The organism is Pantoea sp. A4 (assembly GCF_000295955.2).
In the GTDB taxonomy this organism is placed as follows: domain Bacteria; phylum Pseudomonadota; class Gammaproteobacteria; order Enterobacterales; family Enterobacteriaceae; genus Pantoea; species Pantoea multigeneris.
In genome coordinates, this window is record NZ_ALXE01000053.1 from 76,221 (window position 1) to 102,923 (window position 26,703).

29 protein-coding genes and 1 other RNA gene are annotated in these 26,703 nt (G+C 53.8%); 16 read left to right on the forward strand and 14 right to left on the reverse strand.

Annotated features, from left to right (window positions below; all coding sequences use genetic code 11):
- Window positions 1-34: 34 nt before the first annotated feature.
- The 7 genes from rbfA (at window position 35) to B880_RS0122045 (ending at window position 7,306) form a co-directional block, all read left to right on the forward strand.
- Window positions 35-442 (forward strand): 30S ribosome-binding factor RbfA, encoded by a 408-nt coding sequence (rbfA, locus tag B880_RS0122020; protein WP_017349632.1) that lies wholly within the window; start codon window positions 35-37, stop codon window positions 440-442.
- Window positions 442-1,386 (forward strand): tRNA pseudouridine(55) synthase TruB, encoded by a 945-nt coding sequence (gene truB / locus B880_RS0122025; protein WP_017349633.1) that lies wholly within the window; start codon window positions 442-444, stop codon window positions 1,384-1,386. Before rbfA ends, truB begins: the two co-directional genes overlap by 1 nt.
- Before the next feature lie 128 nt (window positions 1,387-1,514).
- Complete coding sequence (gene rpsO / locus B880_RS0122030) at window positions 1,515-1,784, forward strand: 30S ribosomal protein S15 (protein WP_017349634.1); 270 nt, start codon at window positions 1,515-1,517, stop codon at window positions 1,782-1,784.
- Window positions 1,785-2,093: 309 nt separating this feature from the next.
- On the forward strand, window positions 2,094-4,226 hold the full coding sequence (pnp, locus tag B880_RS0122035) for a polyribonucleotide nucleotidyltransferase (RefSeq protein WP_017349635.1): 2,133 nt from the start codon (window positions 2,094-2,096) through the stop codon (window positions 4,224-4,226).
- 126 nt (window positions 4,227-4,352) lie between these two features.
- Window positions 4,353-5,237: a lipoprotein NlpI gene (nlpI, locus tag B880_RS0122040; protein WP_017349636.1), complete on the forward strand. Its 885-nt coding sequence runs from the start codon at window positions 4,353-4,355 to the stop codon at window positions 5,235-5,237.
- A gap of 103 nt (window positions 5,238-5,340) precedes the next feature.
- Window positions 5,341-5,397, forward strand: a complete 57-nt coding sequence (yrbN, locus tag B880_RS27400; RefSeq protein WP_100229640.1) for a protein YrbN — start codon at window positions 5,341-5,343, stop codon at window positions 5,395-5,397.
- A 16-nt stretch (window positions 5,398-5,413) separates the two neighbouring features.
- A complete protein-coding gene (locus B880_RS0122045; protein ID WP_017349637.1) occupies window positions 5,414-7,306 on the forward strand; it encodes a DEAD/DEAH family ATP-dependent RNA helicase in 1,893 nt (630 codons plus the stop codon).
- Window positions 7,307-7,363: 57 nt separating this feature from the next.
- On the opposite strand, the gene B880_RS0122050 is transcribed toward B880_RS0122045, so the two are convergent.
- On the reverse strand, window positions 7,364-8,374 hold the full coding sequence (locus B880_RS0122050; RefSeq protein WP_017349638.1) for a luciferase-like monooxygenase: 1,011 nt from the start codon (window positions 8,372-8,374) through the stop codon (window positions 7,364-7,366).
- Window positions 8,375-8,845: 471 nt separating this feature from the next.
- Between B880_RS0122050 and B880_RS0122055 the strand changes: the two genes are divergently transcribed.
- Complete coding sequence (locus B880_RS0122055) at window positions 8,846-9,382, forward strand: GNAT family N-acetyltransferase (RefSeq protein WP_017349639.1); 537 nt, start codon at window positions 8,846-8,848, stop codon at window positions 9,380-9,382.
- Here the strand turns inward: B880_RS0122055 and B880_RS0122060 are convergent.
- Window positions 9,342-9,653, reverse strand: coding sequence for a GIY-YIG nuclease family protein (locus tag B880_RS0122060; RefSeq protein WP_017349640.1), 312 nt, complete (start codon window positions 9,651-9,653; stop codon window positions 9,342-9,344). The genes B880_RS0122055 and B880_RS0122060 overlap by 41 nt on opposite strands.
- Window positions 9,654-9,754: 101 nt before the next feature.
- Here B880_RS0122060 and B880_RS0122065 point away from each other — a divergent pair, with 101 nt between their 5' ends.
- Window positions 9,755-10,180: a YhbP family protein gene (locus B880_RS0122065; protein WP_017349641.1), complete on the forward strand. Its 426-nt coding sequence runs from the start codon at window positions 9,755-9,757 to the stop codon at window positions 10,178-10,180.
- On the opposite strand, the gene nrdG is transcribed toward B880_RS0122065, so the two are convergent.
- The 6 genes from nrdG to argF all read right to left on the reverse strand — a co-directional run bounded on the left by nrdG (window position 10,161) and on the right by argF (window position 15,878).
- The gene (gene nrdG, locus B880_RS0122070; RefSeq protein ID WP_017349642.1) at window positions 10,161-10,673 is read right to left on the reverse strand and encodes an anaerobic ribonucleoside-triphosphate reductase-activating protein; all 513 of its coding nucleotides are present in this window, start codon (window positions 10,671-10,673) and stop codon (window positions 10,161-10,163) included. The two genes, B880_RS0122065 and nrdG, sit on opposite strands and share 20 nt — an antisense overlap.
- Entirely contained in the window at window positions 10,670-12,559 is a 1,890-nt protein-coding gene (gene nrdD / locus B880_RS0122075) for an anaerobic ribonucleoside-triphosphate reductase (RefSeq protein ID WP_157060604.1), read from the reverse strand. The genes nrdG and nrdD overlap by 4 nt, the downstream gene beginning before the upstream one ends.
- Window positions 12,560-12,759: 200 nt before the next feature.
- Window positions 12,760-13,146, reverse strand: a complete 387-nt coding sequence (ridA, locus tag B880_RS0122080; protein WP_017349644.1) for a 2-iminobutanoate/2-iminopropanoate deaminase — start codon at window positions 13,144-13,146, stop codon at window positions 12,760-12,762.
- A 55-nt stretch (window positions 13,147-13,201) separates the two neighbouring features.
- Window positions 13,202-13,666 (reverse strand): aspartate carbamoyltransferase regulatory subunit, encoded by a 465-nt coding sequence (gene pyrI, locus B880_RS0122085; RefSeq protein ID WP_026042845.1) that lies wholly within the window; start codon window positions 13,664-13,666, stop codon window positions 13,202-13,204.
- Between the two features lie 7 nt (window positions 13,667-13,673).
- Complete coding sequence (pyrB, locus tag B880_RS0122090; protein ID WP_017349646.1) at window positions 13,674-14,609, reverse strand: aspartate carbamoyltransferase; 936 nt, start codon at window positions 14,607-14,609, stop codon at window positions 13,674-13,676.
- A 261-nt stretch (window positions 14,610-14,870) separates the two neighbouring features.
- Window positions 14,871-15,878, reverse strand: coding sequence for an ornithine carbamoyltransferase (gene argF, locus B880_RS0122095; RefSeq protein ID WP_026042846.1), 1,008 nt, complete (start codon window positions 15,876-15,878; stop codon window positions 14,871-14,873).
- Between the two features lie 169 nt (window positions 15,879-16,047).
- Here argF and rraB point away from each other — a divergent pair, with 169 nt between their 5' ends.
- A complete protein-coding gene (gene rraB, locus B880_RS0122100; protein WP_017349648.1) occupies window positions 16,048-16,470 on the forward strand; it encodes a ribonuclease E inhibitor RraB in 423 nt (140 codons plus the stop codon).
- Between the two features lie 46 nt (window positions 16,471-16,516).
- Window positions 16,517-17,284: a tRNA isopentenyl-2-thiomethyl-A-37 hydroxylase MiaE gene (gene miaE, locus B880_RS0122105; RefSeq protein WP_017349649.1), complete on the forward strand. Its 768-nt coding sequence runs from the start codon at window positions 16,517-16,519 to the stop codon at window positions 17,282-17,284.
- A 28-nt stretch (window positions 17,285-17,312) separates the two neighbouring features.
- On the opposite strand, the gene yjgA is transcribed toward miaE, so the two are convergent.
- The gene (yjgA, locus tag B880_RS0122110) at window positions 17,313-17,855 is read right to left on the reverse strand and encodes a ribosome biogenesis factor YjgA (protein WP_017349650.1); all 543 of its coding nucleotides are present in this window, start codon (window positions 17,853-17,855) and stop codon (window positions 17,313-17,315) included.
- Between the two features lie 116 nt (window positions 17,856-17,971).
- On the opposite strand from yjgA, the gene pmbA reads away from it, so the two are divergent.
- Together pmbA and cybC are read left to right on the forward strand one after the other, a co-directional pair.
- Window positions 17,972-19,312 carry a metalloprotease PmbA gene (gene pmbA, locus B880_RS0122115; protein WP_017349651.1) on the forward strand — a complete coding sequence of 447 codons (1,341 nt, stop codon included), beginning with the start codon at window positions 17,972-17,974 and terminating at the stop codon, window positions 19,310-19,312.
- 68 nt (window positions 19,313-19,380) lie between these two features.
- Window positions 19,381-19,767, forward strand: coding sequence for a cytochrome b562 (cybC, locus tag B880_RS0122120; RefSeq protein ID WP_017349652.1), 387 nt, complete (start codon window positions 19,381-19,383; stop codon window positions 19,765-19,767).
- 53 nt (window positions 19,768-19,820) lie between these two features.
- Here the strand turns inward: cybC and B880_RS0122125 are convergent, their stop codons facing one another.
- Entirely contained in the window at window positions 19,821-20,720 is a 900-nt protein-coding gene (locus B880_RS0122125) for a LysR family transcriptional regulator (RefSeq protein WP_017349653.1), read from the reverse strand.
- Between the two features lie 130 nt (window positions 20,721-20,850).
- On the opposite strand from B880_RS0122125, the gene B880_RS0122130 reads away from it, so the two are divergent.
- Window positions 20,851-21,552 carry a pirin family protein gene (locus B880_RS0122130; protein ID WP_017349654.1) on the forward strand — a complete coding sequence of 234 codons (702 nt, stop codon included), beginning with the start codon at window positions 20,851-20,853 and terminating at the stop codon, window positions 21,550-21,552.
- Window positions 21,553-21,612: 60 nt separating this feature from the next.
- Here B880_RS0122130 and dolP read toward each other — a convergent pair whose 3' ends face one another.
- From dolP to B880_RS0122150, 4 genes are read right to left on the reverse strand one after another with little or no spacing between them, the layout of a single operon-like run.
- Window positions 21,613-22,185 carry a division/outer membrane stress-associated lipid-binding lipoprotein gene (dolP, locus tag B880_RS0122135; RefSeq protein ID WP_017349655.1) on the reverse strand — a complete coding sequence of 191 codons (573 nt, stop codon included), beginning with the start codon at window positions 22,183-22,185 and terminating at the stop codon, window positions 21,613-21,615.
- 14 nt (window positions 22,186-22,199) lie between these two features.
- Window positions 22,200-22,787 carry a DnaA initiator-associating protein DiaA gene (gene diaA / locus B880_RS0122140; RefSeq protein WP_017349656.1) on the reverse strand — a complete coding sequence of 196 codons (588 nt, stop codon included), beginning with the start codon at window positions 22,785-22,787 and terminating at the stop codon, window positions 22,200-22,202.
- A 14-nt stretch (window positions 22,788-22,801) separates the two neighbouring features.
- Window positions 22,802-23,197: a YraN family protein gene (locus tag B880_RS0122145; protein WP_017349657.1), complete on the reverse strand. Its 396-nt coding sequence runs from the start codon at window positions 23,195-23,197 to the stop codon at window positions 22,802-22,804.
- Window positions 23,155-25,215, reverse strand: coding sequence for a penicillin-binding protein activator (locus B880_RS0122150; protein WP_017349658.1), 2,061 nt, complete (start codon window positions 25,213-25,215; stop codon window positions 23,155-23,157). The genes B880_RS0122145 and B880_RS0122150 overlap by 43 nt, the downstream gene beginning before the upstream one ends.
- Window positions 25,216-25,277: 62 nt before the next feature.
- Here B880_RS0122150 and rsmI point away from each other — a divergent pair, with 62 nt between their 5' ends.
- The gene (rsmI, locus tag B880_RS0122155; RefSeq protein WP_017349659.1) at window positions 25,278-26,141 is read left to right on the forward strand and encodes a 16S rRNA (cytidine(1402)-2'-O)-methyltransferase; all 864 of its coding nucleotides are present in this window, start codon (window positions 25,278-25,280) and stop codon (window positions 26,139-26,141) included.
- Window positions 26,142-26,174: 33 nt separating this feature from the next.
- Window positions 26,175-26,551: RNase P RNA component class A (rnpB, locus tag B880_RS25755), an RNA gene on the forward strand.
- Window positions 26,552-26,703 lie beyond the last annotated feature (152 nt).

Sequence of the window (26,703 nt, forward strand, 5' to 3'; positions counted from 1 at the left end):
CGCTGGCCTCCCGAATTATTTGGGAGAAAGAAAAATGGCAAAAGAATTTGGCCGCCCGCAGCGTGTTTCCCAGGAGCTGCAAAAAGAGATCGCCATGATCCTGCAACGTGAGATCAAAGATCCACGTCTGGGCATGATGGTCACCGTCTCTGGTGTAGAAGTGTCACGCGACCTGGCATACGCCAAAGTGTTCGTTACCTTCCTCAACGACAAAGACGAAGAACAGGTAAAACTCGGTCTGAAAGCGTTGAAAGAAGCGACCGGATACATTCGTATTCTGTTGGGTAAAGCCATGCGCCTGCGTATCGTGCCGGACCTGACCTTCTTCTACGACAACTCCCTGATTGAAGGGATGCGCATGTCGAACCTCGTCACCAACGTGGTGAGAAACGACGTTGAACGTCGTGGCGATCAGCCAGAAGAAGGCGACGAGGAAGCGTAATGAGTCGTCCTCGTCGTCGCGGCCGCGACATTCACGGCGTGCTGCTGCTGGATAAGCATCAAGGGCACTCCTCCAATGACGTGCTGCAAAAAGTAAAACGGCTGTTCAATGCCAATCGCGCTGGCCACACGGGCGCACTTGACCCGTTGGCAACGGGCATGTTGCCGATTTGCCTTGGCGAAGCGACGAAGTTTTCTCAGTACCTGCTGGACTCGGATAAGCGTTATCGGGTGATTGCTCGCCTTGGCGAACGCACTGATACCTCTGATGCGGATGGTAACGTGGTCGAAACACGTCCGGTGACGTTCAATCAGAATGAGCTGGACGTCGCGCTGGAAAGTTTTCGTGGCGACACCATGCAGGTGCCGACCATGTTCTCAGCACTTAAATACCAGGGCCGCAAGCTGTATGAGTACGCGCGTGAAGGCATTACCGTGCCGCGTGAAGCGCGTCCAATCAAGGTATTTGAGCTGCAATTTATTCGCTGGGAAGGGGATGAGCTGGAGCTGGAAATTCACGTTTCCAAAGGCACCTACATCCGCACCATTATTGATGATCTGGGCGAAAAGCTAGGCTGTGGTGCGCACGTCATTATGTTGCGCCGCTTGCAGGTAGCGACTTATCCGATCGAAAAAATGGTCACGCTGGAGCAGTTACAGTCGCTGGTGGCCGAAGCGGAAGAAAATGGCACCAGTGCGCTGGCGTCGTTGGATGCGCTGCTGATGCCCATGGATAGTCCAGCCGCCGAGTTCCCGGCAGTCAATTTGCCCACCGCTGTCGCAACCTACTTCAAACTGGGCCAACCGGTTCAGGTGGAGCAGGCACCGAAACAAGGATTAGTCCGCGTGACGGAAGGTGATGAGCGGAAATTTATTGGTATGGCGGAAATCGCCACCGATGGTCGGGTGGCTCCACGTCGCCTGGTCGTAGAGTATCCTGCGTAAACTTTACGCTCCAGCCTAATGGCGCAATTGCGTTGCTAACAGGCGAAGAGTAGAATAGCGCGGCTTTAAAGCGGGCAGCTGAATTAGAGATCGGCCACCCATACATTCATTTTTTACCGGAGTTCATTATGTCTCTAAGCGTACAAGCGAAAGCAGAGATCGTTGCTAAATACGGTCGTGGTACTAACGACAGCGGTTCAACCGAAGTTCAGGTTGCTCTGTTGACTGCTCAGATTAACCACCTGCAGGGTCACTTCTCTGAGCACAAAAAAGACCACCACAGCCGTCGCGGTCTGCTGCGCATGGTTTCACAGCGTCGTAAGCTGCTGGACTACCTGAAGCGTAAAGACGTTGCTCGTTACTCAAGCCTGATCGAAAGCCTGGGTCTGCGTCGCTAAGTCTGAATAATCCGATCAAAGGCGTAAGCGCAGTAATGTGCAGAAAAACGGATCTGACGATCGGATTAATGCGAGTTTCGCGAAAAGGGGGCCTTTATGGCCCCTTTTTTTGAGCAGGCCGAAGCAATCCGGTCCAAACTCATGTATTGTTGCTTTGAGTGATCTTAGCGTGCAGAGGTTCGCGCGGCTAATGAGAAGCTTTACCGCATAAGCGGTTGAAGGTTGTCATTAGTCGCGAGGATGCATCTAAAGATCGGAAACCCTATGGCAGGTAGAAATCGCCTGCCCCGAAGTTTAAGGAAGTGAATTTTGCTGAACCCGATCGTACGTAAATTCCAATATGGTCAGCACACCGTCACGCTGGAAACCGGCATGATGGCTCGTCAGGCCACCGCGGCAGTAATGGCCAGCATGGATGACACCGCAGTATTTGTTACTGTTGTCGGCCAGAAAAAAACTAAACCAGGTCAGGACTTCTTCCCACTGACTGTTAACTACCAGGAGCGTACTTACGCTGCTGGCCGCATCCCTGGCAGCTTCTTCCGTCGTGAAGGCCGTCCAAGCGAAGGCGAAACCCTGATTTCTCGTCTGATCGACCGCCCGGTTCGTCCACTGTTCCCGGAAGGTTTCATCAACGAAGTGCAGGTTATTGCGACCGTTGTTTCTGTAAACCCACAGGTTAACCCGGACATCGTTGCGATGATCGGTGCTTCTGCTGCATTGGCGCTGTCTGGTCTGCCATTCAACGGCCCAATCGGTGCTGCGCGCGTAGGTTACATCAACGATCAATACGTACTGAACCCAACTGCTGATGAGATCAAACAATCTCGTCTGGATCTGGTTGTTGCCGGTACGCAGAACGCAGTTCTGATGGTTGAATCAGAAGCTGACATCCTGACTGAAGATCAGATGCTTGGTGCGGTGGTGTTCGGCCACGATCAGCAGCAGGTTGTTATCGAAAACATCAACGCACTGGTTGCTGAAGCGGGCAAACCACGTTGGGACTGGCAGCCAGAGCCAGCTAACGATGCACTGATTGCACGTGTTGCTGCACTGGCAGAAGCCGGTATTGCTGATGCTTACCGCATCACTGATAAGCAAGAGCGTTACACGCAAGTTGGCGCAGTTAAAGACGCAACTATCGCTGCGCTGCAGGCTGAAGACGAAACGCTGGATGCTGGCGAAATCGCTGACATCGTTCACGATCTCGAGAAGAGCGTTGTGCGTAGCCGTATCATCCGTGGTGAACCACGTATCGATGGCCGCGAAAAAGATATGATTCGTGGTCTGGACGTGCGCACTGGCGTACTGCCACGTACTCACGGTTCTTCTCTGTTCACCCGTGGTGAAACTCAGGCGCTGGTAACTGCAACTCTGGGTACTGCCCGTGATGCACAGAACCTGGACGAACTGATGGGCGAGCGTACTGACAGCTTCCTGTTCCACTACAACTTCCCTCCGTACTCTGTGGGCGAAACCGGTATGGTTGGCTCACCGAAGCGTCGTGAAATCGGTCACGGCCGTCTGGCGAAGCGTGGCGTGCTGGCAGTAATGCCTAAGCAAGAAGCCTTCCCGTACACCGTACGTGTAGTGTCAGAAATCACTGAATCTAACGGTTCTTCTTCTATGGCTTCCGTGTGTGGTGCTTCTCTGGCACTGATGGACGCAGGTGTACCGATCAAAGCTGCCGTTGCTGGTATTGCTATGGGTCTGGTTAAAGAAGACGAAAACTTCGTGGTTCTGTCTGATATCCTGGGTGACGAAGACCACCTGGGTGATATGGACTTCAAAGTTGCGGGTAGCCGCGACGGTATCACTGCACTGCAGATGGATATCAAAATTGAAGGTATCACCCGCGAAATCATGCAGGTTGCTCTGAACCAGGCTAAAGGTGCTCGTCTGCACATCCTGAGCGTTATGGAGCAGGCAATCAGCACTCCACGTCAGGAAATCTCTGAGTTCGCACCACGCATCTACACCATCAAAATCAACGCTGACAAGATCAAAGATGTCATCGGTAAAGGTGGTTCTGTTATCCGTGCTCTGACCGAAGAGACCGGCACCACCATCGAAATCGAAGATGATGGCACCGTGAAGATCGCAGCAACTGATGGTAACAAAGCTAAAGAGGCGATCCGTCGCATCGAGCAGATCACGGCTGAAATCGAAGTGGGCCGTATCTACGAAGGTAAAGTGACGCGCATCGTTGATTTCGGTGCCTTCGTTGCTATCGGCGGCGGTAAAGAAGGTCTGGTACACATTTCTCAAATCGCAGATAAGCGCGTTGAGAAAGTGGCTGACTACCTGCAAATGGGCCAGGAAGTTCCTGTGAAGGTTCTGGAAGTGGACCGTCAGGGCCGCGTTCGTTTGAGCATCAAAGAAGCGACAGAGTCTAAGCCAGCTGAAGAAGCCGCGGCTGTACAGGCACCTGACGCCGAATAAGCACTTAATTGGCCCCTTCCTGCCAGGCGGGAAGGGGCTTTTGTGTCATCGCGAGGGCAGGAATCCTTGTGCAGAGCAGCCGGATGACAGGATGTTCATCCTAATGTTTGTATTCGGGAGTGGGAAATGAAGCCTTTTTTGCGCTGGTGTTTTGTTGCAACAGCTCTGACGCTGGCAGGATGCAGCAACTCCAATTGGCGTAAGAACGAAGTTCTTGCAGTACCGCTACAACCGACACTGCAACAGGAAGTGATTCTGGCACGCATGGAACAAATTCTTGCCAGTCGTGCACTGACCGATGATGAACGCGCACAGTTGTTATATGAGCGCGGAGTGTTGTATGATAGTTTAGGTCTGCGGGCATTGGCGCGGAACGATTTTTCGCAAGCGCTGTCTATAAGACCGGATATGCCTGAAGTGTTTAACTATTTAGGCATATATTTAACGCAGGCAGGCAATTTTGATGCTGCCTATGAAGCGTTTGATTCTGTACTTGAGCTTGATCCAACTTACAACTACGCGCATTTGAACCGTGGTATCGCCCTCTATTACGGCGGACGATACAAGTTAGCGCAAGATGATCTGCTGGCGTTTTATCAAGACGATCCTAATGATCCTTTCCGTAGTCTGTGGCTCTATCTCGTGGAACGCGAGATGGATGTAGACTCTGCCAAAGCAGCGCTGAAACAGCGTTATGACAAGGCGAAGAAAGATCAATGGGGATGGAACATTGTCGAGTTCTACCTGGGCGATATCAGCGAAAAAGCACTGATGGAAAGCCTCCAGGCAGACGCAACGGATAACACCTCGCTCGCTGAACATCTCAGTGAAACCAACTTCTATTTAGGTAAGTACTACCTAAGTCTGGGGGAGAAGGACGACGCGAAAGCGTTGTTCAAACTGGCGGTTGCTAACAACGTTAACAACTTTGTTGAGCACCGTTACGCATTGTTGGAACTGGCACAACTCGGCCAGGCACAAGACGATTTATCAGAATCCGACCAGCAATAGCTGACGAACTTTTATTGTCTGAATACCTGTAAAGCCATCACCTCCAAGGTGGCGGCTTTGCTGTTCGTCAAAACTTCTAATTTGAGCCGGTTCACACTTTTTGATGAAAATGACTGAAAATTTTCACGACGAGTTATGTAGACTGGCCGCCGCAATCTAAGAGGCACGTGTACTACATGACTGATATTCAAACCACTTTTTCCGATCTTGGCCTGAACGCTGATATCCTTGAATCACTGAACGGTATGGGCTACGTGAAGCCTTCCCCAATCCAGGCTGAGTGTATCCCACACCTGCTGGCGGGCCGTGACGTGCTGGGTATGGCGCAGACCGGTAGTGGTAAAACTGCAGCGTTCTCTTTGCCGCTGCTGAACAATGTTGATCCAACTGTTAAAGCACCGCAAATTTTGGTGCTGGCTCCAACCCGCGAACTGGCTGTTCAGGTTGCTGAAGCCATGAATGAATTCTCTAAACACATGCGTGGCGTAAACGTAGTGGCCCTGTACGGCGGCCAGCGTTATGACGTTCAGCTGCGCGCTCTGCGTCAGGGACCACAAGTTGTTGTGGGTACACCTGGCCGTCTGCTCGACCACCTGAAGCGTGGCACGTTAGACCTGTCTAACCTGCGTGGCCTGGTGCTGGACGAAGCTGATGAAATGCTGCGTATGGGCTTCATCGAAGATGTTGAAACCATCATGGCGCAGATCCCAGACGGTCACCAGACCGCACTGTTCTCAGCAACCATGCCAGAAGCGATTCGTCGCATCACCAAACGCTTCATGAAAGATCCACAGGAAGTGCGTATTCAGTCTAGCCTGACTACTCGCCCTGACATCTCTCAGTCTTACTGGACCGCTTACGGCCGTAAAACTGATGCACTGGTTCGTTTCCTGGAAGCTGAAGATTTTGATGCTGCTATCATCTTCGTGCGTACCAAAAACGCAACGCTGGAAGTGGCTGAAGCACTGGAGCGCAGCGGCTATAACAGCGCAGCACTGAACGGTGATATGAACCAGGCACTGCGTGAGCAGACCCTGGAGCGCCTGAAAGATGGTCGTCTTGATATCCTGATCGCAACTGACGTTGCGGCACGTGGTCTGGACGTTGAGCGTATCAGCCTGGTTGTTAACTACGACATCCCGATGGACGCAGAATCTTACGTTCACCGTATCGGTCGTACCGGTCGTGCTGGCCGTGCAGGTCGCGCACTGCTGTTCGTTGAGAACCGCGAGCGTCGTCTGCTGCGCAACATCGAACGCACCATGAAGCTGACCATTCCAGAAGTTGAACTGCCTAACGCAGAACTGCTGGGTGAGCGTCGTCTGGCTAAGTTCGCAGCAAAAGTACAGCAGCAGCTGGAAAGCAGCGATCTGGACCTGTACCGCGCACTGCTGAGCAAAATGCAGCCGGGTGAAGATCTGGATATCGAAACTCTGGCCGCAGCACTGCTGAAAATGGCTCAGGGCGAACGTCCACTGATTCTGCCACCAGAAGCACCACGTCCAGCACGCCGTGAGTTCCGCGATCGTGATGACCGTCGTGATTCACGCGACTCACGTGATTCACGTGGCCCACGCGAAAACCGTGGCGATCGTGATGGCGCTCCACGTCGCGAACGTCGTGACGTTGGCGAAATGCAGTTGTACCGCATTGAAGTTGGCCGTGATGATGGTGTTGAAGTTCGTCACATCGTTGGTGCTATCGCTAACGAAGGCGACATCAGCAGCCGTTACATCGGTAACATCAAGCTGTTCGGTACTCACTCTACCATCGAGCTGCCGAAAGGCATGCCGGGCGAAGTTCTGCAGCACTTCACGCGTACTCGTATTCTGAACAAGCCGATGAATATGCAGTTGATGGGTGATGCTCCGGTTCATGAGCGTAGCGAACGTCGTCCAGGCGGTCGTGATGGTGAGCGTCGTGGCGCACCACGTGGCGAAGGCGCACCGCGTCGTTTCTCTGATCGCCGTGAAGGTGGTCGTGAAGGCGGACGCTTCAGCCGTGAAGGCGGTCGTGGCCCACGTCGTGAAGATGGCGATGCACCACGCCCACAGCGTCGTGACAGCTAATACGCAGTTAGCGTAAATAAAAAAGAGGCCCTCGGGCCTCTTTTTTTGTTTCCAGACTTATAAGCCGTCGGCGGCTTCCATCGCCAGAGCATAAGAATGTAGCCGTGCTTCAGGCGAGTAGATTTGTCCATTCACCATGATCTCATCTACCAACGTTTCACGACGTAAGGTAGCAAGTCCCTGACGGACTTTCTCCACATCACCCACCAACGACATACTCAATGCTTGCTGAACGCCATACTGCTCTGATGGCGACCAGATATTATCCATGTTTTCGACCGGTGCCGGCAGTGGGCCTGGTTTACCCCGGCGCAGGTTGATGAACTGCTGCTGCTGGGAGGTAAACAGATAGCGGGCTTCTTGCACCGTGTCTGCGGCTATCACATTGACGCACGCCATCGCGTAAGGCTTATCCAGGCGTGCCGAAGGCTGGAACTCTTCACGATAGAGGTGCAGGGCATGCATCAGCTGCTCTGGGGCAAAGTGTGAGGCAAAAGCAAAAGGCAGGCCCATTTTTGCTGCCAGCTGGGCGCTGTACAGGCTGGAACCCAGCAGCCAGAGAGGAATATTGATACCGAGGCCTGGCACCGGTTGCACCAGCGGTGCTTCACTCTCTTTATGATCAAACCAGCGGATCAACTCAGCAACATCATCCGGGAAGGTATCTGCCTGGGCGCTGGAAAGATGGCGACGCAGTGCCATCATGGTGCGCTGGTCAGAGCCTGGCGCTCGGCCAACGCCAAGATCGATACGGTCAGGATAGAGTGTGGCTAACGTACCGAACTGCTCGGCAATCACCAGCGGTGCGTGGTTCGGCAACATAATCCCGCCTGAACCCAGGCGTAGATGTTTGGTATTAGCGGCGAGATAGCCAATCAGCACAGAAGTAGCAGCGCTGGCGATACCGGTCATATTATGATGTTCTGCCAACCAGTAGCGGTGATAACCTAATTGCTCGGACTGTCGTGCCAAAGCCAGAGAGGTGTTGAAGGCATCGCGAGGGCGTGAACCTTGTGGTACTGGGGCAAGGTCGAGTACAGAGAGTCGAACCGATTTTTTTTCAGACATGGGTACTCCAGATTAAAATGGCGCGGGCGTTGATTGGGCCTGCATACAGCAGTATTACGCATCGTTACCCATATTAAAACTGCTAATATCGGCAGCAATGTAGCCGGAATGTGCCTTTGTCTAACTGGTTTAACCTGCTAACGCAGTATATTAGCCAGGTTGTAAACCAGTGTTGTCACTATTTATAAGAATTATTTAAGTAATAACCTCTGGGCTAATTGCCTTACTGGCGGTAATGTCTGTGAAGCAGATCGGGGTAAAGCTAAGATAATCCGGCGAAGCTGGCCCGGTGAACGGGTGCATTTGCTGTCATGATAAACTCAGCAATTTAGTCCTGCTCTTGACGCAGATAGGTTAAACTTTACGAAAGCCTGCCGATAAGCGTATGCCTTTTTGGCCATCATGCACTGGAGGATTAAGGGTAATGGAAGCGAGTCATCTACACACTCCACCGTCATGCACAGGTGTAAAATGTTAATTCGTACAGAGATTGGCGTAGATGCTGCGGGCATCGACGCACTATTAAGACGCACGTTCCCGACTTCGGACGAAGCTGAGCTGGTTCAGCAATTACGTGAAGATGGGTTGCTAACGTTGGGTGTCGTCGCCACTGATGATGAAGGTCAGGTACTTGGCTATGCTGCATTTAGCCCGGTGACCCTGCAGGGGGAAGATCTTAACTGGGTGGCCCTTGCTCCACTGGCAGTGGATGAATCTATTAGAGGGCAGGACCTCGGCCGTAAGCTGGTGTTTGAAGGATTAGATACTTTAAACGAATTCAGCTACAGCGCCGTGGTGGTATTGGGCGATCCTCAATATTACAGCCGCTTTGGGTTTGAACCTGCCTTAACCCATGCCTTGCACTGTAAATGGCCGGGCAGTGAGTCTGCATTCCAGGTTTATAAACTGGCAGAAGAGGCTTTCATCCAGACAGAGGATTTGGCCGCTCAGGCTGAATCGCCAGCAATCAAGGTTGAGTACTCTGCGCCGTTTGATCGTTTTGAGTAAGCCACTGTGTCAGTGAGTGCGGCTGGTGCTCTACCAGCTGCAATTTCTGTTGTCGCTTGAGCTGTTTGACCTGATACTCCAGACGAGAAGCGCTGGCGCGATCGCCTGCTGCGCAGTGAAACACCAGCGTAATCGGGCCTTTACCGCGTAACGCGCGTGCCCCTGTGCCGCGTTGATGTTGTCCCACCCGGCGTTCTACATCGGTAGTGATGCCGGTATAGAGTGCACCACTGGCGGTGCGCACAATGTAAAGCTGCCAGCCTTGGCTCATCTTTAGGCTCTTTCGGTTTACTCTTTTCGGCAGTGTAACGCGCTGTCTCTGTTACTGCTATTCGCTATTTGTGGCTCTTTGAGCCTGCACGGAGTTGAAACATGTCCGATCATGCCCATCTGATTCGCTATCTGAAAAAACAGCATGTCCTCTCGCTCTGTGCGACGCACCAAGGTGAGCTCTGGTGCGCCAACTGTTTCTACATTTTTGATGAGGGCGAAATGACCTTCTTTTTGATGACGGAACCAGAGACGCGCCACGGCACACTGATGATGGCCAACCCTGAAGTGGCTGGCACGGTGAATGGCCAGCCTAAGACGGTACTACTGATTAAAGGTGTGCAGTACCGTGGTGTGATCACCCGGCTGGAAGGTGATGCAGAAGAGCGTGCGCGTCTCCGTTATCAAAAACGGTTCCCGGTAGCCCGCAAAGTGACCGCCCCGCTCTGGGCGCTCCGGGTGGATGAGTTAAAGATGACGGATAACGCCCTGGGCTTTGGTAAGAAGATCAGCTGGCAGCGGGTATAGTGGTAAACGAATCCTTACGCTGACCTAACTCTGCGGTTTTCAGGATGCGCTGGTTTTTACTGCCACGCCAGCGCAGCTGCGGATCGTATTCTGCCCGGATAAACGGCCCATCTATCAGCACATCCACCAGTGCGACCACGGTTTGCTGCGCTTCACTCAGGGTTTCCCACTGATAGCCAGTCCACAGCCAAATGTCTTTTCCCGGACAGCAGCGACGTACACGGTGTAGCAGGCGTCGCACATGGGGGACATTGTCGGGATGCAGCGGATCGCCGCCGCTAATCGACAGCCCACGCCGGGGAACTCTTGTATCATTCAGGTCCGCAATAAGCTGTTCTTCAAGCGCCAGCGTAAATGGCTGGCCTGAGTCTAGCCGCCAGGTGCGTGGGTTATAACAGCCACGGCAGCGATGCTCACAGCCGGAAACAAACAACGTACAACGTGTTCCCGGCCCGTTGACCACATCTATCGGGTAGTAGGCGTGAATATTCATAGTTCAGGCAGATGTTTAACGCGTCGAGCCACTTCCTGCTGCTTGCCGCTATTGAAAGGACGCGCATCCGGGCTACCGAGATAACCACACACCCGGCGCGTCACAGAGACACTGGCAGGATTGTGGTTGCCACATTGTGGGCAGCTAAAGCCGTTATCGCTACAGGTGAACTCGCCAGTAAAACCGCATTCATAGCACTCATCAATCGGCGTGTTGGTGCCGTAGTAGGGCACGCGGTCATAGCTGTAGTCCCAGACATCCTCCAGCGCCTGTAGGTTATGGCGTAAGTTGGGATATTCGCCATAGCAGATGAACCCGCCGCTGCTGAGGGCAGTATAAGGCGCTTCGAAGTCGATTTTTGCATAGGGATCGACTTTCTTTTCCACATCAAGATGGAAGCTGTTGGTGTAGTAGCCCTTATCGGTGATGCCCGCAACTTCGCCAAATTCAGCGCGATCGAGGCGGCAGAAGCGATCGCACAGATTCTCACTGGGCGTGCTGTACAGGCTAAAGGCATAACCGGTTTCGCGTTTCCATGCCTGCGTCGCTTCGCGCAAGCGTGCGATGATAGCAAGGCCTCTGGCACGCATCTCTGGTGAATCGTAGGGGTGCGTGGAGCCATCGCTGAGTGCCAGCAGGGTTTCATGCAGGCCGATGAAGCCCAGTGAGATCGATGCGCGACCATGACGGAACAGTTGGCCGATAGGGTCATCTGCTTTCAGGCGTATGCCACAGGCACCTTCCATGTAGAGAATGGGCGCGACACGTGCCGGTATTTTTTCCAGCCTGGCAATGCGGGTCATCAGCGCCTGACGTGCCACCAGGAGCCTGCGTTCCAGCAGTGACCAGAAACGCGACTCTTTGCCAGCCGCCTCCAGTGCAATCTGGGGAAGATTGAGGGTGACCACGCCGAGATTACAGCGCCCATCATGAATCTCTTTTCCCTGTTCTTCATAACGGTTCAAAAAGCTGCGGCAGCCCATTGGCGTTTTAAAGCTTCCCGTGACTTCAACCACCTTGTCGTAATTGAGAATGTCAGGGTAGATGCGCTGGCTGGCACATTTTAGCGCTAACTGCTTGATATCGTAATTTATATCGCCAGGTTTACGATTGACTCCGGCGCGAATAGCAAACACCAGTTTGGGGAAAATCGCGGTTTTATGATGTTTGCCCAACCCATTCAGGCGATTGCCAAGGATCGCCTTCTGGATCATTCGCGCATCTTCGCTGGTGCCAAGCCCAAAACCAAAGGTCACGAACGGCGTCTGTCCGTTGGCGGTATGCAGGGTATTCACTTCATACTCCAGCGCCTGGAAAGCATCATGGCACTCCTTTTCCGTCCGTGAGCGAGCATAACCCTCGACATCGCTGACATGCCACTGCACCGCTACAGCACGATGCTTCTCCCGGCTCATGCTGACATAGGGCGCGAGGATCTCATCAATACGATTGATGGTGGTGCCGCCATAAATGTGGCTTGCCACCTGAGCGATGATTTGGGCGGTCACTGCGGTGGCGGTAGCAATCGACTTGGGTGGTTCGATCCCGGCATTCCCCATGCGAAAGCCCTGGCTGAGCATCTGTTGCAGGTCAACCAGCATGCAGTTAAACATGGGAAAGTAGGGGGCATAATCCAAATCGTGATAGTGGATCTCACCGCGCTGATGCGCCTGCACCACATTCTCTGGCAGCAGATATTCGCAGGCGTAGTAACGTGCCGCAATGCCCGCCAGCAGGTCACGCTGGGTTGGAATGACGTTGCTGTCTTTGTTGGCATTTTCATACAGCAGTGCCGGATTATTTTGTTCCAGAAGGTCGCGAATTGCGGCCGTCAAGGGATGAGTGCTGGCGCTCATGAGTCTCTCCATTAACGAGATGTTGTGCATTCGCAGGAGTGTAGTGGCTATATGTTGTGTCTGCGTCGGGTAAAATTGCGCAGCAATTGATTTGGAACAAGGAAGGCGTTGTTAAAGCGGCCGTGATGGCGTGAGAAGCAAAAGTGGGGACCAGAAAACAGTAAAAGGGTATGACAAGATAATCCCGCTTGTTGCACTATGACTCGACAAAAAGCGGGAAAGTGACGCGATTAGCGACGAACTGCGATAGCTTCGATTTCGATCTTCACATCTTTTGGCAGACGCGCAACTTCAACACAGGAGCGAGCCGGGAACGGCGCATTATGTTCGGTGAAGAACGCTTCGTAAGTGGCGTTTACGGTCGCGAAATCGTTCAGATCTTTCACAAAAACGGTGGTTTTGACGATATCTGCAACTTTCAGACCGGCCGCTTCAACAATAGCCTGCACGTTTTCCAGCGACTGACGTGCCTGCGCAGAGATATCTTCTGCAACTGCGCCAGTCTGAGGGTTAACGGGGATCTGACCGGAGGTGATGATCATACTGCCGAGATCAACGCCCTGAACATAGGGACCAATAGCAGCGGGAGCCTGGGTAGTACTGATTTCGCGAGACATTGTTTCTCCTGAGTTTTTAGCAGATGTTGCCCCATTATAGGGGGCAACAGTCGGATTACCAGTGGCCAAGCACCACATGACGTGCGAACTCTTTCTCACAGTATTTGCACTTCAAGTGCACCTCTTCCTCACGCTGTTTTACGGCAAAGCTAGAGGCAACCGGCTCACTGCGGCTGATGCAGTTGCTGTTCGGGCAGGTCAGGATACGATCGATCCGATTCGGCAGTGTCGGGGCGATCTTCGCCACCACTTCATACTCATCGATGCGGTTCACCGTCGCGTGCGGTGCATACACGGCGAGCTGGTTGATTTGATCGTCGGTGAGGAAGGTGTTCTCGATCTTGATCAGGTCTTTACGCCCCATTTCGCCAGAAGGCAGGTTCAGGCCGATGGTAATGCGCTGATCGGTCTCGGTCAGGCGAAACAGCGACAGCAGCTTAAAACCAACCTGAGCGGGGATGTGGTCGATAACCGTGCCACGTTTAATCGCTTCAACCTGCAATTTGTTATCTGTCATCATCTTCTCCTTACGCTACCACTTCGCTATTGAGGACCAGCGCCAGCAGTGCCTGGCGCGCATAGATGCCGTTACCGGCCTGCTGGAAATACCAGGCATACGGCGTTTTATCGACATCGGTGGTGATCTCGTCAATACGTGGCAGAGGATGCAGCACTTTCATCTGTTCACGAGCGCCAACCAGATCGGCGGCACGCAGGATAAACTGCGCTTTTACATTGGCATATTCAGAAGGATCAAGGCGCTCTTTCTGCACCCGCGTCATGTAGAGAATATCCAGTTGTGGCAGCACTTCTTCAATGCTGTCGTGGCGAGACCAGACAATGCCTTTCTCATCCAGCATATCGGTGATGTAAGCGGGCATGGCCAGCGCATCCGGAGCGATAAAGAAGAAGCGGTTGCCGTCGAATTTCGCCAGCGCCTGGGTCAGCGAGTGTACGGTACGGCCATATTTCAAATCGCCGACCATCGCCACATTCAGGTTATCAAGACGATTTTGCGTCTCCTGAATGGTGAACAGGTCCAGCAGCGTTTGGGTTGGATGCTGGTTGGCACCATCACCGGCATTCAATACCGGAATACCGCCAGAAAACTCCGTAGCAAGACGCGCAGCCCCTTCCTGAGGATGGCGCATGACAATCGCATCAACATAGGTGCTGATGACGGAAATGGTATCGGCGAGGGTTTCACCTTTCTTACCCAACGACGTGTTGCCGCCATCGGCAAATCCAACCACAGCGGCACCCAGACGGTGCATAGCGCTTTCGAATGACAGGCGCGTGCGGGTTGAAGCCTCAAAGAAACAGCTGGCGATGACGGTATGCTTTAACAGCTCCGGTTGCGGGTTGGCCTTGAGCTTTGCAGCGGTCTCAAGTACCAGCTCCAGCTCATTACGGCTAAGGTCATTAATAGAAATAATATGCTTACGATAAAGCGGGTTGGCCATAGCTTTCTCCTCTGCGCTGCCGGATTACAGACAAAAAAAAGCCCCTGCTAAAAGGGGCTTTTTTGACGATCGGTTCGTTGACGGAAAGAAGCAACAGCCGCACCGCACGCACAATAGCGAGTGTGAACGACAAATTGTAAGCTACGCTGTTGCATGCTTCCTCCCGGCAAATTGTGGCGCATTATACGCATTCACCGGGACGCGGCAAGTGAAAATCGCGGCGCGGGGAAAACGTTTGCGGTGCGTCACGGGCAAGGGGGCTTAGCGCTGCCCTAGCGTGGCAACCATCACCGCTTTAATGGTGTGCATCCGGTTCTCCGCCTGGTCGAACACCACACTGTTGCTGGACTCAAACACTTCGTCACTCACTTCCATGCCGTCCTGCAAACCGTACTGCTCAGCCATCTGTTTGCCGAGGGTGGTCTGATCGTCATGGAAGGCGGGCAGGCAGTGCAGGAACTTAACCTGCGGATTGCCGGTTAAATCGAGCATAGCGCGGTTGACCTGATAAGCACGCAGCAGCGCGATACGCTCAGCCCACACCGACTTCGCCTCACCCATTGAGACCCAGACATCAGTATAGATAAAGTCTGCGCCCTGTACGCCCGCGGCAATATCTTCCGTCAGGGTAATTTTACCGCCGGTTTGTTCTGCCAACTGACGGCACTCAGCGACCAACTCCGCTTCAGGCCAGCACGCTTCAGGCGCGACCAGACGCAAGTCCAGGCCCGTCAGCGCAGCCGCTTCCAGCATGGTGTTGCCCATGTTGTTACGCGCATCGCCAACGTAAACCAGCGTCATTTCATTCAGGGCTTTGCCCGGCAGGTGTTCCTGCATGGTCAGCAGGTCAGCCAGCAACTGTGTCGGGTGGAACTCGGTTGTCAGGCCATTCCATACCGGCACGTCGGCAAACTCAGCCAGCGTTTCCACCAGCTCCTGGCCGTAGCCACGGTACTGAATGCCGTCGTACATCCGGCCTAATACCCGAGCGGTGTCTTTCATCGACTCTTTATGGCCGATCTGGCTGCCGCTTGGGCCGAGATACGTCACATTAGCGCCCTGATCGTATGCGGCAACTTCGAAAGAGCATCGGGTGCGGGTCGAGTCTTTTTCGAAGATGAGCGCGATATTTTTGCCTTTCAGGTACTGGGTTTCATTGCCGGCTTTTTTCGCGTGTTTTAATTCAGCGGCCAGTTCAAGAAAATAACCGGTCTCGGCCGGGGTGAAGTCCATCAACCTCAGGAAATCACGTTTGTACAGCTGACTCATGGTGCACTCCGTGTAACGCTTAATTGAATTAAAATTCAATTTAACCGTATGAATATTCATTTTCAACCCCAGGGAAAAGAAACTTTCTCTTTTGAGTAGTGGCGCGTCGGGCAGTGTGGGAAAATACTTGTCAAAGAGAAGTTCCCTGCCAAATATTGAGGACACCGCCATGGCATACGAAGAATTGCTGGAAGAACAGCGCGAAGAGACCCGCCTGATCATTGAAGAGCTTTTAGAAGATGGCAGCGATCCTGATGCGCTTTACACCATCGAACACCACCTCTCCAGCGTTAACTTCGACTCGCTGGAAAAAGTGGCCGTGGATGCCTTTAAGCTGGGCTATGAGGTTTCTGAGCCAGAAGAGCTGGAGCTGGAAGATGGAGAGAAGGTTGTCTGTGTGGATATCCTCAGCGAAGGTGCCCTGAATCCTGAACTGATTGATGCGCAGGTTGAACAACTGGTGAACCTGGCAGGTAAATACAACGTCGATTACGACGGATGGGGTACCTACTTCGAAGATCCGGACGCAGAAGATGAAGACGAAGACGGCGACTTCATTGATGACGAAGAAGACAACGGCGTTCGCCACTGAGTAACCAGGGCGGTGTGTATGCACCGCCCTCTGTTTTGTGAAGAATATGACTGAAAATTACGCTTCCCTGCTTGAACCCATCAACCAGTTCCTGCATTGCCCTACGCCACAGGCGTGGATCGATGAAGCCAGCAAGCCAGAAAACCTGACACTGCTTCTGACCGATCATCTGGTGTGTGAACTCAAAGCGGCGCAAACCGCGATTTGGTTTATTCGTAAGTATGTTGCCGATAAACCCAGTGGCGATCTGATGCGTAACTGGTTAAAGCCCTACGAAGATTTTATCTTTCGTGAAAGTAACGACAGCGACTTTATCAACGCACACCGAAGCCTGAGTAAAAGCATTATTGTGCGCAATGAGCTGCCGTGGGCCGACGAACTGTTAGAGAAAATGGTTCTGCTGATCAAAGAGGAACTGCACCACTTTTACCAGGTGTGGGAGATCATGCAGGCACGCGGTTTACCTTACCGTAAAATCACCGCCAGCCGTTATGGCAAAGGGATGATGCGTGAAGTGACCAACCATGAGCCAGACATGTTGGTGGATAAGCTGATTTGCAGCGCCTACATTGAAGCGCGCTCTTGTGAACGTTTTGCCAGTATCGCCCCGTACCTGGATGCAGAGCTGGCAAAATTTTATGTCTCACTGCTGCGCTCCGAAGCGCGCCACTATCAGGATTACCTGGAGTTGGCGGAGCACATCTCACCGCGAGATATCGCCCCACGCGTGCAAGCGATTGGCGCAGCAGAGGCACGCTTGATCAGCGAGCCAGATAGCGAACTGCGTTTTCACAGTGGGGTTCCTGCGTTTTAATCCGCGCTTCCCCCTGAAGGGCAGAGGATTACGCCTCTGCCAGTTCGCGCAGGTACTGGAAAATCAGACGGGAAGACTTTGGTGGCTTATTCGCCGCTTTCTCTTTCTGTGCGTTACGCACCAGGCTACGTAGCTGCTGGCGATCGGCATCCGGGTACAGACCCATCACTTCGGCCAGTGCATCATCACCTTTTTCAATCAGACGATCGCGCAGGGCTTCCAGTTTATGGAACAGCGCTACCTGCTGGTTATGGCGGTTTTTCAGCTTATCCAGCGCCTGACGAATCGGATCTTCATCGCGTGAGCGCAGCATTTTACCAATCAGCTGTAACTGGCGACGGCGTCCCTCTTTCTTGATGCGCTGTGCCAGCTCAATAGCATTGCGCAGCTCTTCATCCAGTGGGATTTTGTCGAGGGCGTTTTTGCCCAGTTCAACCAGCTCAGCGCCCAGGCGCTTCAGCTCTTCTGCATCACGTTTAATTTCGCTCTTGCTGACCCAGATAATCTCGTCATCTTCTTCTTCGTGATTATCGGGCACATCGTCGAGCCACTCTTCAGGTTGTTTGGCCATTTTGGGGCTCCCTAAAAAAAAGAGGCTAATGCTACCAGTTTATCGGGCGACTGCGAAATTGTTCTCCGACTCTGTTAGACTCAACATATTCACTCCTAAGATTAGACGGCAGGTCGATGAACGTATCTACTCAGGTTGCAGAACAGCGTAAAGTGTTGGAACAGGCAGTCGCACAAGCCCTGGAGCTGGCGAAGGCCAATGCAGATGGCGCTGAAGTCGCCGTGAGTAAAACCACCGGGATTGGCGTCAGCACCCGGTATGGTGAAGTGGAGAACGTCGAATTCAACAGCGACGGCGCACTGGGCATCACGGTTTATCATCAGAATCGCAAAGGCAGTGCCTCCTCAACCGATCTCAGCCCGGAAGCGATTAAACGCACCGTGCAAGCCGCGATTGATATCGCACGCTACACCTCCGCCGATCCTTTTGCTGGCCCTGCAGACCCGGAGCTGCTGGCGTTTGAAGCACCGGATCTCGATCTTTACCATCCGTGGGAGATTGATGCCGATCGCGCGATTGAACTGGCTGCGCAGGCAGAACAAGCTTCCCTGCAAGCCGATAAGCGCATAACCAATACCGAAGGCGGCAGTTTTAACAGCCACGTCGGTATCAAGGTCTTCGGTAACAGCCACGGCATGTTGCAGAGCTACTGCTCTAGCCGTCACTCCCTTTCAAGCTGCGTTATCGCTGAAGTGAATGGTGATATGGAGCGTGATTACGCTTACACCATTGGCCGTTCCATTGACGATTTAAAAAGCCCGGAGTGGGTGGGAATTGAAGCTGCGCAACGTACATTGTCGCGCCTTTCTCCACGCAAACTCTCAACGCGCAAAGCGCCAGTGATTTTCGCTCCGGAAGTGGCAACGGGCCTGTTTGGGCATCTGGTGGGAGCGATCAGCGGCAGCAGCGTCTATCGTAAATCCACCTTCCTGTTGGATTCACTCGGTAAGCAGATTCTGCCTGAATGGCTGACAATCGAAGAAAAGCCGCATCTGCTGAAGGGCCTGGCCTCCACCCCGTTTGACAGCGAAGGGGTTCGCACCCAGAACCGTCTTATTGTTGACCGTGGTGTGCTGCAAACCTGGTTGATGACGGGCTATTCCGCACGTAAACTGGGGTTAATCAGCACCGGTCATGCGGGTGGCATTCATAACTGGCGTATTGCCGGTCAGGGCCACAGCTTTAATGACCTGCTGAAACAGCTTGGCACCGGCCTGGTGGTCACTGAACTGATGGGGCAGGCAGTGAGTGCAACCACCGGCGATTATTCACGTGGTGCCGCTGGTTTCTGGGTAGAAAATGGCGAAATCCAGTACCCAGTAAGCGAAATCACCATCGCGGGCAATCTGAAAGAGATGTGGAGCAATATTGTCACCGTCGGCGACGACATCGAAACCCGCAGCAATATTCAGTGCGGCTCGGTACTGCTACCTGAAATGAAGATAGCCGGACAATAAAACCATCAATTTCCAGAAAGCAGCCCACAGAGGCTGCTTTTTTTTACCACAATAAAAAGGAAAGTAAGATGCGTAAGCCCTTGTTAGCAATGTTGTCGATTACCCTGTTATTCTCCAGCGCTAATCTGTATGCCGCTGATTTAAAAGCGGATATGCACACCCTGAAAGACGGACTTGGCGTGGTCCAAAAGAGCAGTGATGCGCAGGCTATCCAGAAAGCGTTGGCTGAGATGCGTACCGCAGCGGAAGATGCAAAAAAATCCACCCCAGAGACGCTGGAAGGAAAATCAGCAGATAGCGCAGAGGTGAAAGACTACCATGCCGAACTGGACAAGCTGATTGCGCAGATTGATGTGGTGGATGCGAAAGCAAAAGCAAACGATCTGGCGGGTGTGAAAGAAGAGTCGAAGAAGCTGGAAACGATTCGCAACGAAGGACACAAGAAGTTCCGTTAATCCTGCCCGCAGAGATGAAATACAGCGCATCGCTAAACGCGATGCGCTTTTTTTTAATGGCTGTTTTTCAACAGACGCGGAATTTCTCGCAGACACCAGGCTTTCGCTTCGCCCATGCTGTCACGACGCCACGCCATAATAATATCAACGTCGCGGGTGTATTCCGGGCTGACCACGCGTAAGCGGCCTTCAGCGATATCCTGCTCCACCATAGCGTACGGCATGGTCGCAACCCCTAACCCTGCCAGCAATGCTCTGCGCTTATCTTCCATGCTGCTCACCGTAAGACGTTGCTGTTTATCCAGCAGCTGTACCGTCAACACCGGACGCTCACGTGCCGTATCTGCTACCGCAATTCCACGATATTTCACGCGGGTCACTTCAGACAGCGGCTCTGGCTCGGCGTGAATGGGGTGATCTGCCGCCGCAACATAGACGCTCATCATGGTGTAGAGCTTGCGGGTATTAATCTCGGTTGAGGCGCGGAAGTGCATGTCCGGAGCAATAACAATATCGGCCCGACCCTGTTCCAGTCGCTCCCAGGAGCCTGCCAGCACTTCGGTAATCAGTGAAATTTGGGTATTGGCTTTTTCCGCCAGTTTCTCCACCAGAGGGAACAAGCGTTCAGCGGGCACCAGCGCTTCTACGGCAATGGTCAGATGGGTTTCCCAGCCGCGCGCTAGCGCTTCGGCATCGGTGGTGAGTTTATCAGCCGCTTCCAGCAATACGCGGCCTCGTTCCAGCAGCATACGCCCGACGTTGGTAAACTTAGTACGATGACCAGAGCGGTCAAACAGCACCACATCCAGCTCCTCTTCGAGCTTCTGCATGGTGTAGCTCAGGGCGGAAGGGACGCGGCCTAGCTCATCGGCAGCGGCAGCAAAACTGCCGCGTCGATCAATCGCATCCATCACACGTAATGCTTCAAGGGTAAGGGCACGCTCTCTGGCCATGCGGATTCTCTGTCAGGAAATTTGAACATTCCCGGCAGATTAACTGGCTAACATTACGGCGTCCAGCCTTTTACCATAATGAGGTGCAAGTCGAAGGTTGCTGATGCAGGCAACCGCCTGGAGGTAAATCATGATAACGACACGCAGCGCGTCCGCTTGCGGGCAGGCCGATTTCGGCTGGCTACAGGCGCGCTACAGCTTCTCTTTTGGCCACTATTTTGACCCTAAATTAATGGGTTACGCTTCGCTACGCGTCCTGAACCAGGAAGTGTTAGCGCCGGGCGCTGCGTTTCAGCCACGCACGTACCCCAACGTAGATGTATTGAACCTGGTGCTGCAAGGTGAGGCGGAATACCGCGACAGCGAAGGCAATCACTGGGTCGCGCGTGCAGGTGAAGCGCTGTTGTTAGCGACGCAACCTGGTGTCAGCTACAGCGAGCATAACCTGAGTAAAGATGTCCCGCTGACCCGAATGCAGCTCTGGCTCACGGCCTGCCCGGAGCGTGAAAATCCGTTGCAGCAAAAAATCGCTATTGCACCGCAGGCAGTGACGCAGTTGCTGGCTTCACCCGATGGGGATCAACAAAGTCTGCAACTTCGCCAGCAGGTATGGATCCATCAACTCCATCTGGCGGCGGGCGAATCTCAACAGATAACCATTCGTGGGGCGCGCGCTTACCTGCAATCCATACACGGGCAGATTGAGGTGACGGCGAGCGGTGCTGCTGAGCAGTTACAGTGTGGTGATGGGGCGTTTCTACAGGATGAACATCAGCTTCGCATCACGGCCAAAACGCCGCTGCGGGCACTGGTGATTGATATCCCGGTGTGAGCTGGGGCATAAAAAAATGCCAGTCATTGCTGACTGGCATCGTATCTGATGAGGCTGCGCTTACTTCAGTGTGGTGAACGCGGTGGTGACGTGCTTAACACCACTGACACGGCTGGCAATGTCCGCTGCTGCACGGGCTTCTTCATTGGTGACTAAGCCCATCAGGAACACTTCGCCATTTTGCGTGGTGACCTTCACATTGGAAGATTTCACCTGATCGCTGCCCAGTAGCTGGGAACGGACTTTGGTGGTGATCCAGGTATCTGAAGAGGCGGTGCCGAGGCTGGCTTTTGGCCCGATGCGCACTTCGTTATACACCTCAGTCGCGCCATCTACGCCCATTGCGATCTGTTTCGCACGGCCAGAGAGGCTGCTGTCTGGTGCCTGGCCGGTTAACAGCACTTTACCCTGATAGGCGGTTACGCTGATATTGGCCTGCTGTTTCAGTTGCTGATCTTTGCCGAGGGCATTGGAAACGCGCAGTTCCAGCGTGCCGTCATCGACCTGGGTGCCAACGGTGCGAGGATCGGTGGCGGTTTTCGTGGCAACAGCGGCACCACCCGCTACAACGGCAATACAGCCTTGCAGCATCATGGCGCAGAGGAGGATGGCTACAGCATTCAATGCTTTCATAGGAGCTCCTTCAGTCATTCCTGGTGTGGAAACAAGGTGTTGTCGATAAGATCGCACAGGCAGTTCAGGGTGAGCATATGCATCTCCTGGATACGTGCACTGCGGTGCGAAGGGATGCGAATTTCCACATCATTTGGCCCAAGCAGGCCTGCCAGTTCACCGCCATCATAGCCAGTCAATGCGACAATTGTCATATCACGGGTGACAGCGGCTTCTACTGCTTTAACGATATCGCGGGTATTACCACGGGTTGAGATCGCCAGTAACACATCACCGGTTTGACCCAGCGCGCGTACCTGTTTGGCGTAGATCTCATCGTGCTGACGATCGTTACCGATGGCCGTCAGCATCACGTTGTCCGCGCTGAGTGCCAGCGCAGGCAGACTCGGACGTTCGGTTTCGAAACGGTTGATCATGCTGGCGGCAAAGTGTTGCGCGTTGGCTGCCGAAGCACCGTTACCGCAGCTGAGAATTTTATTGCCGTTAAGCAGTGACTGCACCAGCGTCATTGCCCCTCGGGAGATGGCATCGGGCAGCGCTTCGGCTGCGGCGATTTGTGTCTGGATGCTCTCGGTAAAGCACGCTTTTATTCTTTCCTGCACTGATTCACCTGGTTTTAGTTATCGGTCTGAAACGCGTTTGGTAGCCATTCCAGTGTATCACCGGTAATGGCTACCACGTCAAAGCGGCAGTCTACTGTGTCAAAACTGCACCCGCGACCCGCCAGCCAGAAGGCGGCGGCGCGCAGCAATTTTTGCTGTTTCTGTCGGGTGATGCTGGCTAGCGCGCCGCCGAAGCCATCATTGCGCCGATAGCGCACTTCAACAAACACCCAACAGCGCCCAGCGCGCATGATGAGGTCAATTTCACCGGCGCGGCAACGTACGTTGCTGGCTACCCAGCGTAATCCGGCCTGTTCCAGATAACGGCGCGCCAGTTGTTCATAGTGCGCGCCGCTGCTCTGCGGACTCAGGAGGCCGGAACGATTTCGCCCTGACGATACTGGTTCCATGACAACTTCCTGTTGATCACGCAATCCGATGTTGCGGTCAGCGTGCCAGTGTTGCCGTTAAGGCTGTAACCCGGCGTCTGGCGCATCTGGTTAAAGTGGTTCGCCAGTGTCCAGGCATCCACGCCCATTGCATAGAGACGGACCAGTGAATAATCATTATTAAATGACTTCACGGCCTGCTGCATCAGTGCCGGATTAGCACCCGAAAGCAGTGGGATGTCACTGAACTGCAACCCGTCCATTTCCAGACGGAAATCGGGGCCCGCACCTGCCTGGAAGCTACGTGAGCTCGCGTACAACGCGATATTGTTGCGGCTGCTGGTGCGCATCGCGATCATCGGTTTGATCAGCTCCAGTTCGGCCTGAGTCGAAACGATATAGACGCCATCTACGTTACCGCTGCTGGCGGCTGCCGCTACTGGTTCAACCTGCGGAGCCGGAATATTCATACCCGCAATGCTGATCCCCTGCGGTTGGGCAGGCGCGATGTTAACTGGCGTGCCGCTTAAGCTAATACCTGCACCGCTGTTAATGCCCTGTTTCAGCTCGGCTGCGGAACCAAAGCGCTGTTGCAGCACGCTGCCACCGCCCAGGCTTTGCCACTCCTGAGCGAAGGCGTTGACGACGCGATCGCCAAAGTTGCTACGCGGCACCAACAGCAGCGGTGAGCGTTTACCCTGATCCCACATATGATGAGCGGCATCGCGCGCTTCGTCTTCAGGAGAAAGGGCAAAGTAGCAAACATTCGGATGGTTCTGGATCTGCTCCGGCTCGTTAAGGGCCAGGATGTTCAGCGGGGTTTGGCTGTTAACCACCGTTGAGACATCTGATTTCAGCAGTGGGCCAACCACAATGGTCGCGCCATCCTGCTGCGCCTGTTGCATCACCTGTGCGATAGGCTGGCTGCTGGTGTCATACACTTTAATTTGTGCGTTGCCAGCCGGAGCCACCTGTGGAGCAGCAGACTGTGCGGCAACCGGCTGAGATGCCGGCGCTGCTGCTGGTGCGGTAGCATCAACCGGTGCGGCAGAAGGGCTGACAACCGGGCTATCGCTGTTGCCTGAGTAACTGATTGGCTGCGCAGCAGTGCCCGCATCAGAAGGGGCTGCGGCAGGCTGTGCGGCGGCTACCGACTGCGGTTGTGGAGCTGATATTAGTGCGCCGTTTTTCGCATCGTTGAAGCCCTTCTGGATGGCATTGGCGAACAGTTGCGCCTGACCATTCAGTGGCAGCAGCAGAGCAATGGTGCTGGTCGAGGCTTTCGTCATGTTCTGCGCCTGGTTCAGCGCAGAAGGCAGGGTTTTCGCACCAGGATTGTACGGATAGCGCGTCTGCCAGTCTTTGACTGCCGCTTTCAGCATCTGGGCATCCTGGTTGTTAGCGCGCCAGACGTTAAGCAGATCCAGCCAGCCTTGCAGCACATTTTCATTGGCATTGATCACGATATTGCCAGCATCCTGCGGTGACATCTGTGTCAGTGTCTGCCAGGTTGCATCAATATTCTTCTGGTGATCTGCCCCGCGTAGCAGTGGCTCCTGCGCGATATAGGCGCGAAGCAGCGGCAGGGAAGGCTTTCCTTGTGCGGCGGCAATTTGCAGCGTATAGAAGCGGGCTTGTTGATCTTGCGACAGATTTTCCAGCTTAATCTGGCTCAATGCCTGCTGTGCGCCAGCCGTATTTTGCTGCCCGGTCTGGAGCTGGGCGCTGAGCAGCAGGCTTTCCTGCTGCTGAACGTCCGAAAGCTGCTGAGGCAGTTGACTCATCTGCTGTGCGGCTTGTGGATACTTTCCTTCATTCAACAGGGCGCGGATTGCGAGTAATTGCCAGTCGGTCTTGCTATTATCATCGCTTTGCTGCACCTGTTGCAGGTAGTAATCAGAGCGGGCGGTGGCCGGGCCTTGAATGTTGACGTTAGAGGTTTGCGGTCCCTGGCTGCTACAGGCAGCTAAGATGAGCCCGGCAAGGAGTGCGGGCAGAAGACGTCCAGCTTTACGACGTACCATTTTTGAAGGAAGCATACTGTATCCAGTGATGTTTTTTTCAAGATGCTCAATATTAAATCGGCAATTCGGATGAAACAATGAAACAACTCGATCGGGCAGACATTTCTGCCAGCACGCTCTACATCGTTCCAACCCCGATTGGTAATTTGGGTGATATCACCCAGCGGGCGCTGACGGTGCTTGCGAGCGTCGATCTGGTCGCTGCGGAAGATACACGTCATACCGGACTGTTGCTACAACATTTCGCCATCAATGCGCGACTGTTCGCACTTCACGATCACAACGAACAGCAGAAGGCAGAACTGTTGCTGAAGAAGCTCCAGGAAGGCCAGAGTATCGCATTAGTCTCCGATGCCGGCACGCCGTTAATCAACGATCCTGGCTACCATCTGGTGCGCCTGTGCCGTGAAGCCGGGATGCGCGTGGTGCCGTTGCCGGGAGCCTGCGCCGCGATCACAGCATTAAGCGCAGCGGGATTACCGTCAGATCGTTTCTGTTACGAAGGGTTTCTGCCCGCGAAAAGTAAAGGTCGCTGCGATGCGCTACGCGCGTTATTGCAGGAGCCGCGCACGCTGATTTTCTATGAATCTACGCACCGCCTGCTTGATAGCCTGGAAGATATGGTGAAAGAGCTGGGGGCCGAGCGCTATGTGGTGCTGGCACGCGAAATCACCAAAACCTGGGAGACGATTCACGGTGCTCCGGTTGGCGAACTGCTGGCGTGGGTGCGTGAAGATGAAAACCGCCGCAAAGGCGAAATGGTGCTGATTGTTGAAGGCTTCCATGCCGATGAAGAAGCCCTCCCGGCGGAGGCACTGCGTACGCTAGCGCTGCTGCAAAAGGAGCTGCCGCTGAAAAAAGCAGCTGCGTTAACTGCGGAGATTCATGGCGTTAAGAAGAATGCGCTGTATAAGTTCGCTCTGGAGCAGCAAGAGGCGTGACAAATCGCGCTGAATGCCCTATTATCCCGCGCCGAAGCTGACCAGACAGTCGCCGCTTTGTCGTCGTCCCTTTCGGGGGAGACAGGCAGAGGGGAGGAAAGTCCGGGCTCCATAGGGCAGGGTGCCAGGTAACGCCTGGGGGGCGCAAGCCTACGACCAGTGCAACAGAGAGCAAACCGCCGATGGCCCAGTAATGGGATCAGGTAAGGGTGAAAGGGTGCGGTAAGAGCGCACCGCGCGGCTGGCAACAGTTCGTGGCACGGTAAACTCCACCCGGAGCAAGGCCAAATAGGGGTTCACAAGGTACGGCCCGTACTGAACCCGGGTAGGCTGCTTGAGCCAGTGAGCGATTGCTGGCCTAGATGAATGACTGTCCACGACAGAACCCGGCTTATCGGTCAGTTTCGACTTTTTAATGTGAAAAACCCGCTTCGGCGGGTTTTTTGCTATCTGACGTACAGCGGCAAGATGAATGACTGTCCACTCCGTTCTCCATGACAGGAAAGCGGCTTACCGGTCAGTTTCGACTTTTTAATGTGAAAAACCCGCTTCGGCGGGTTTT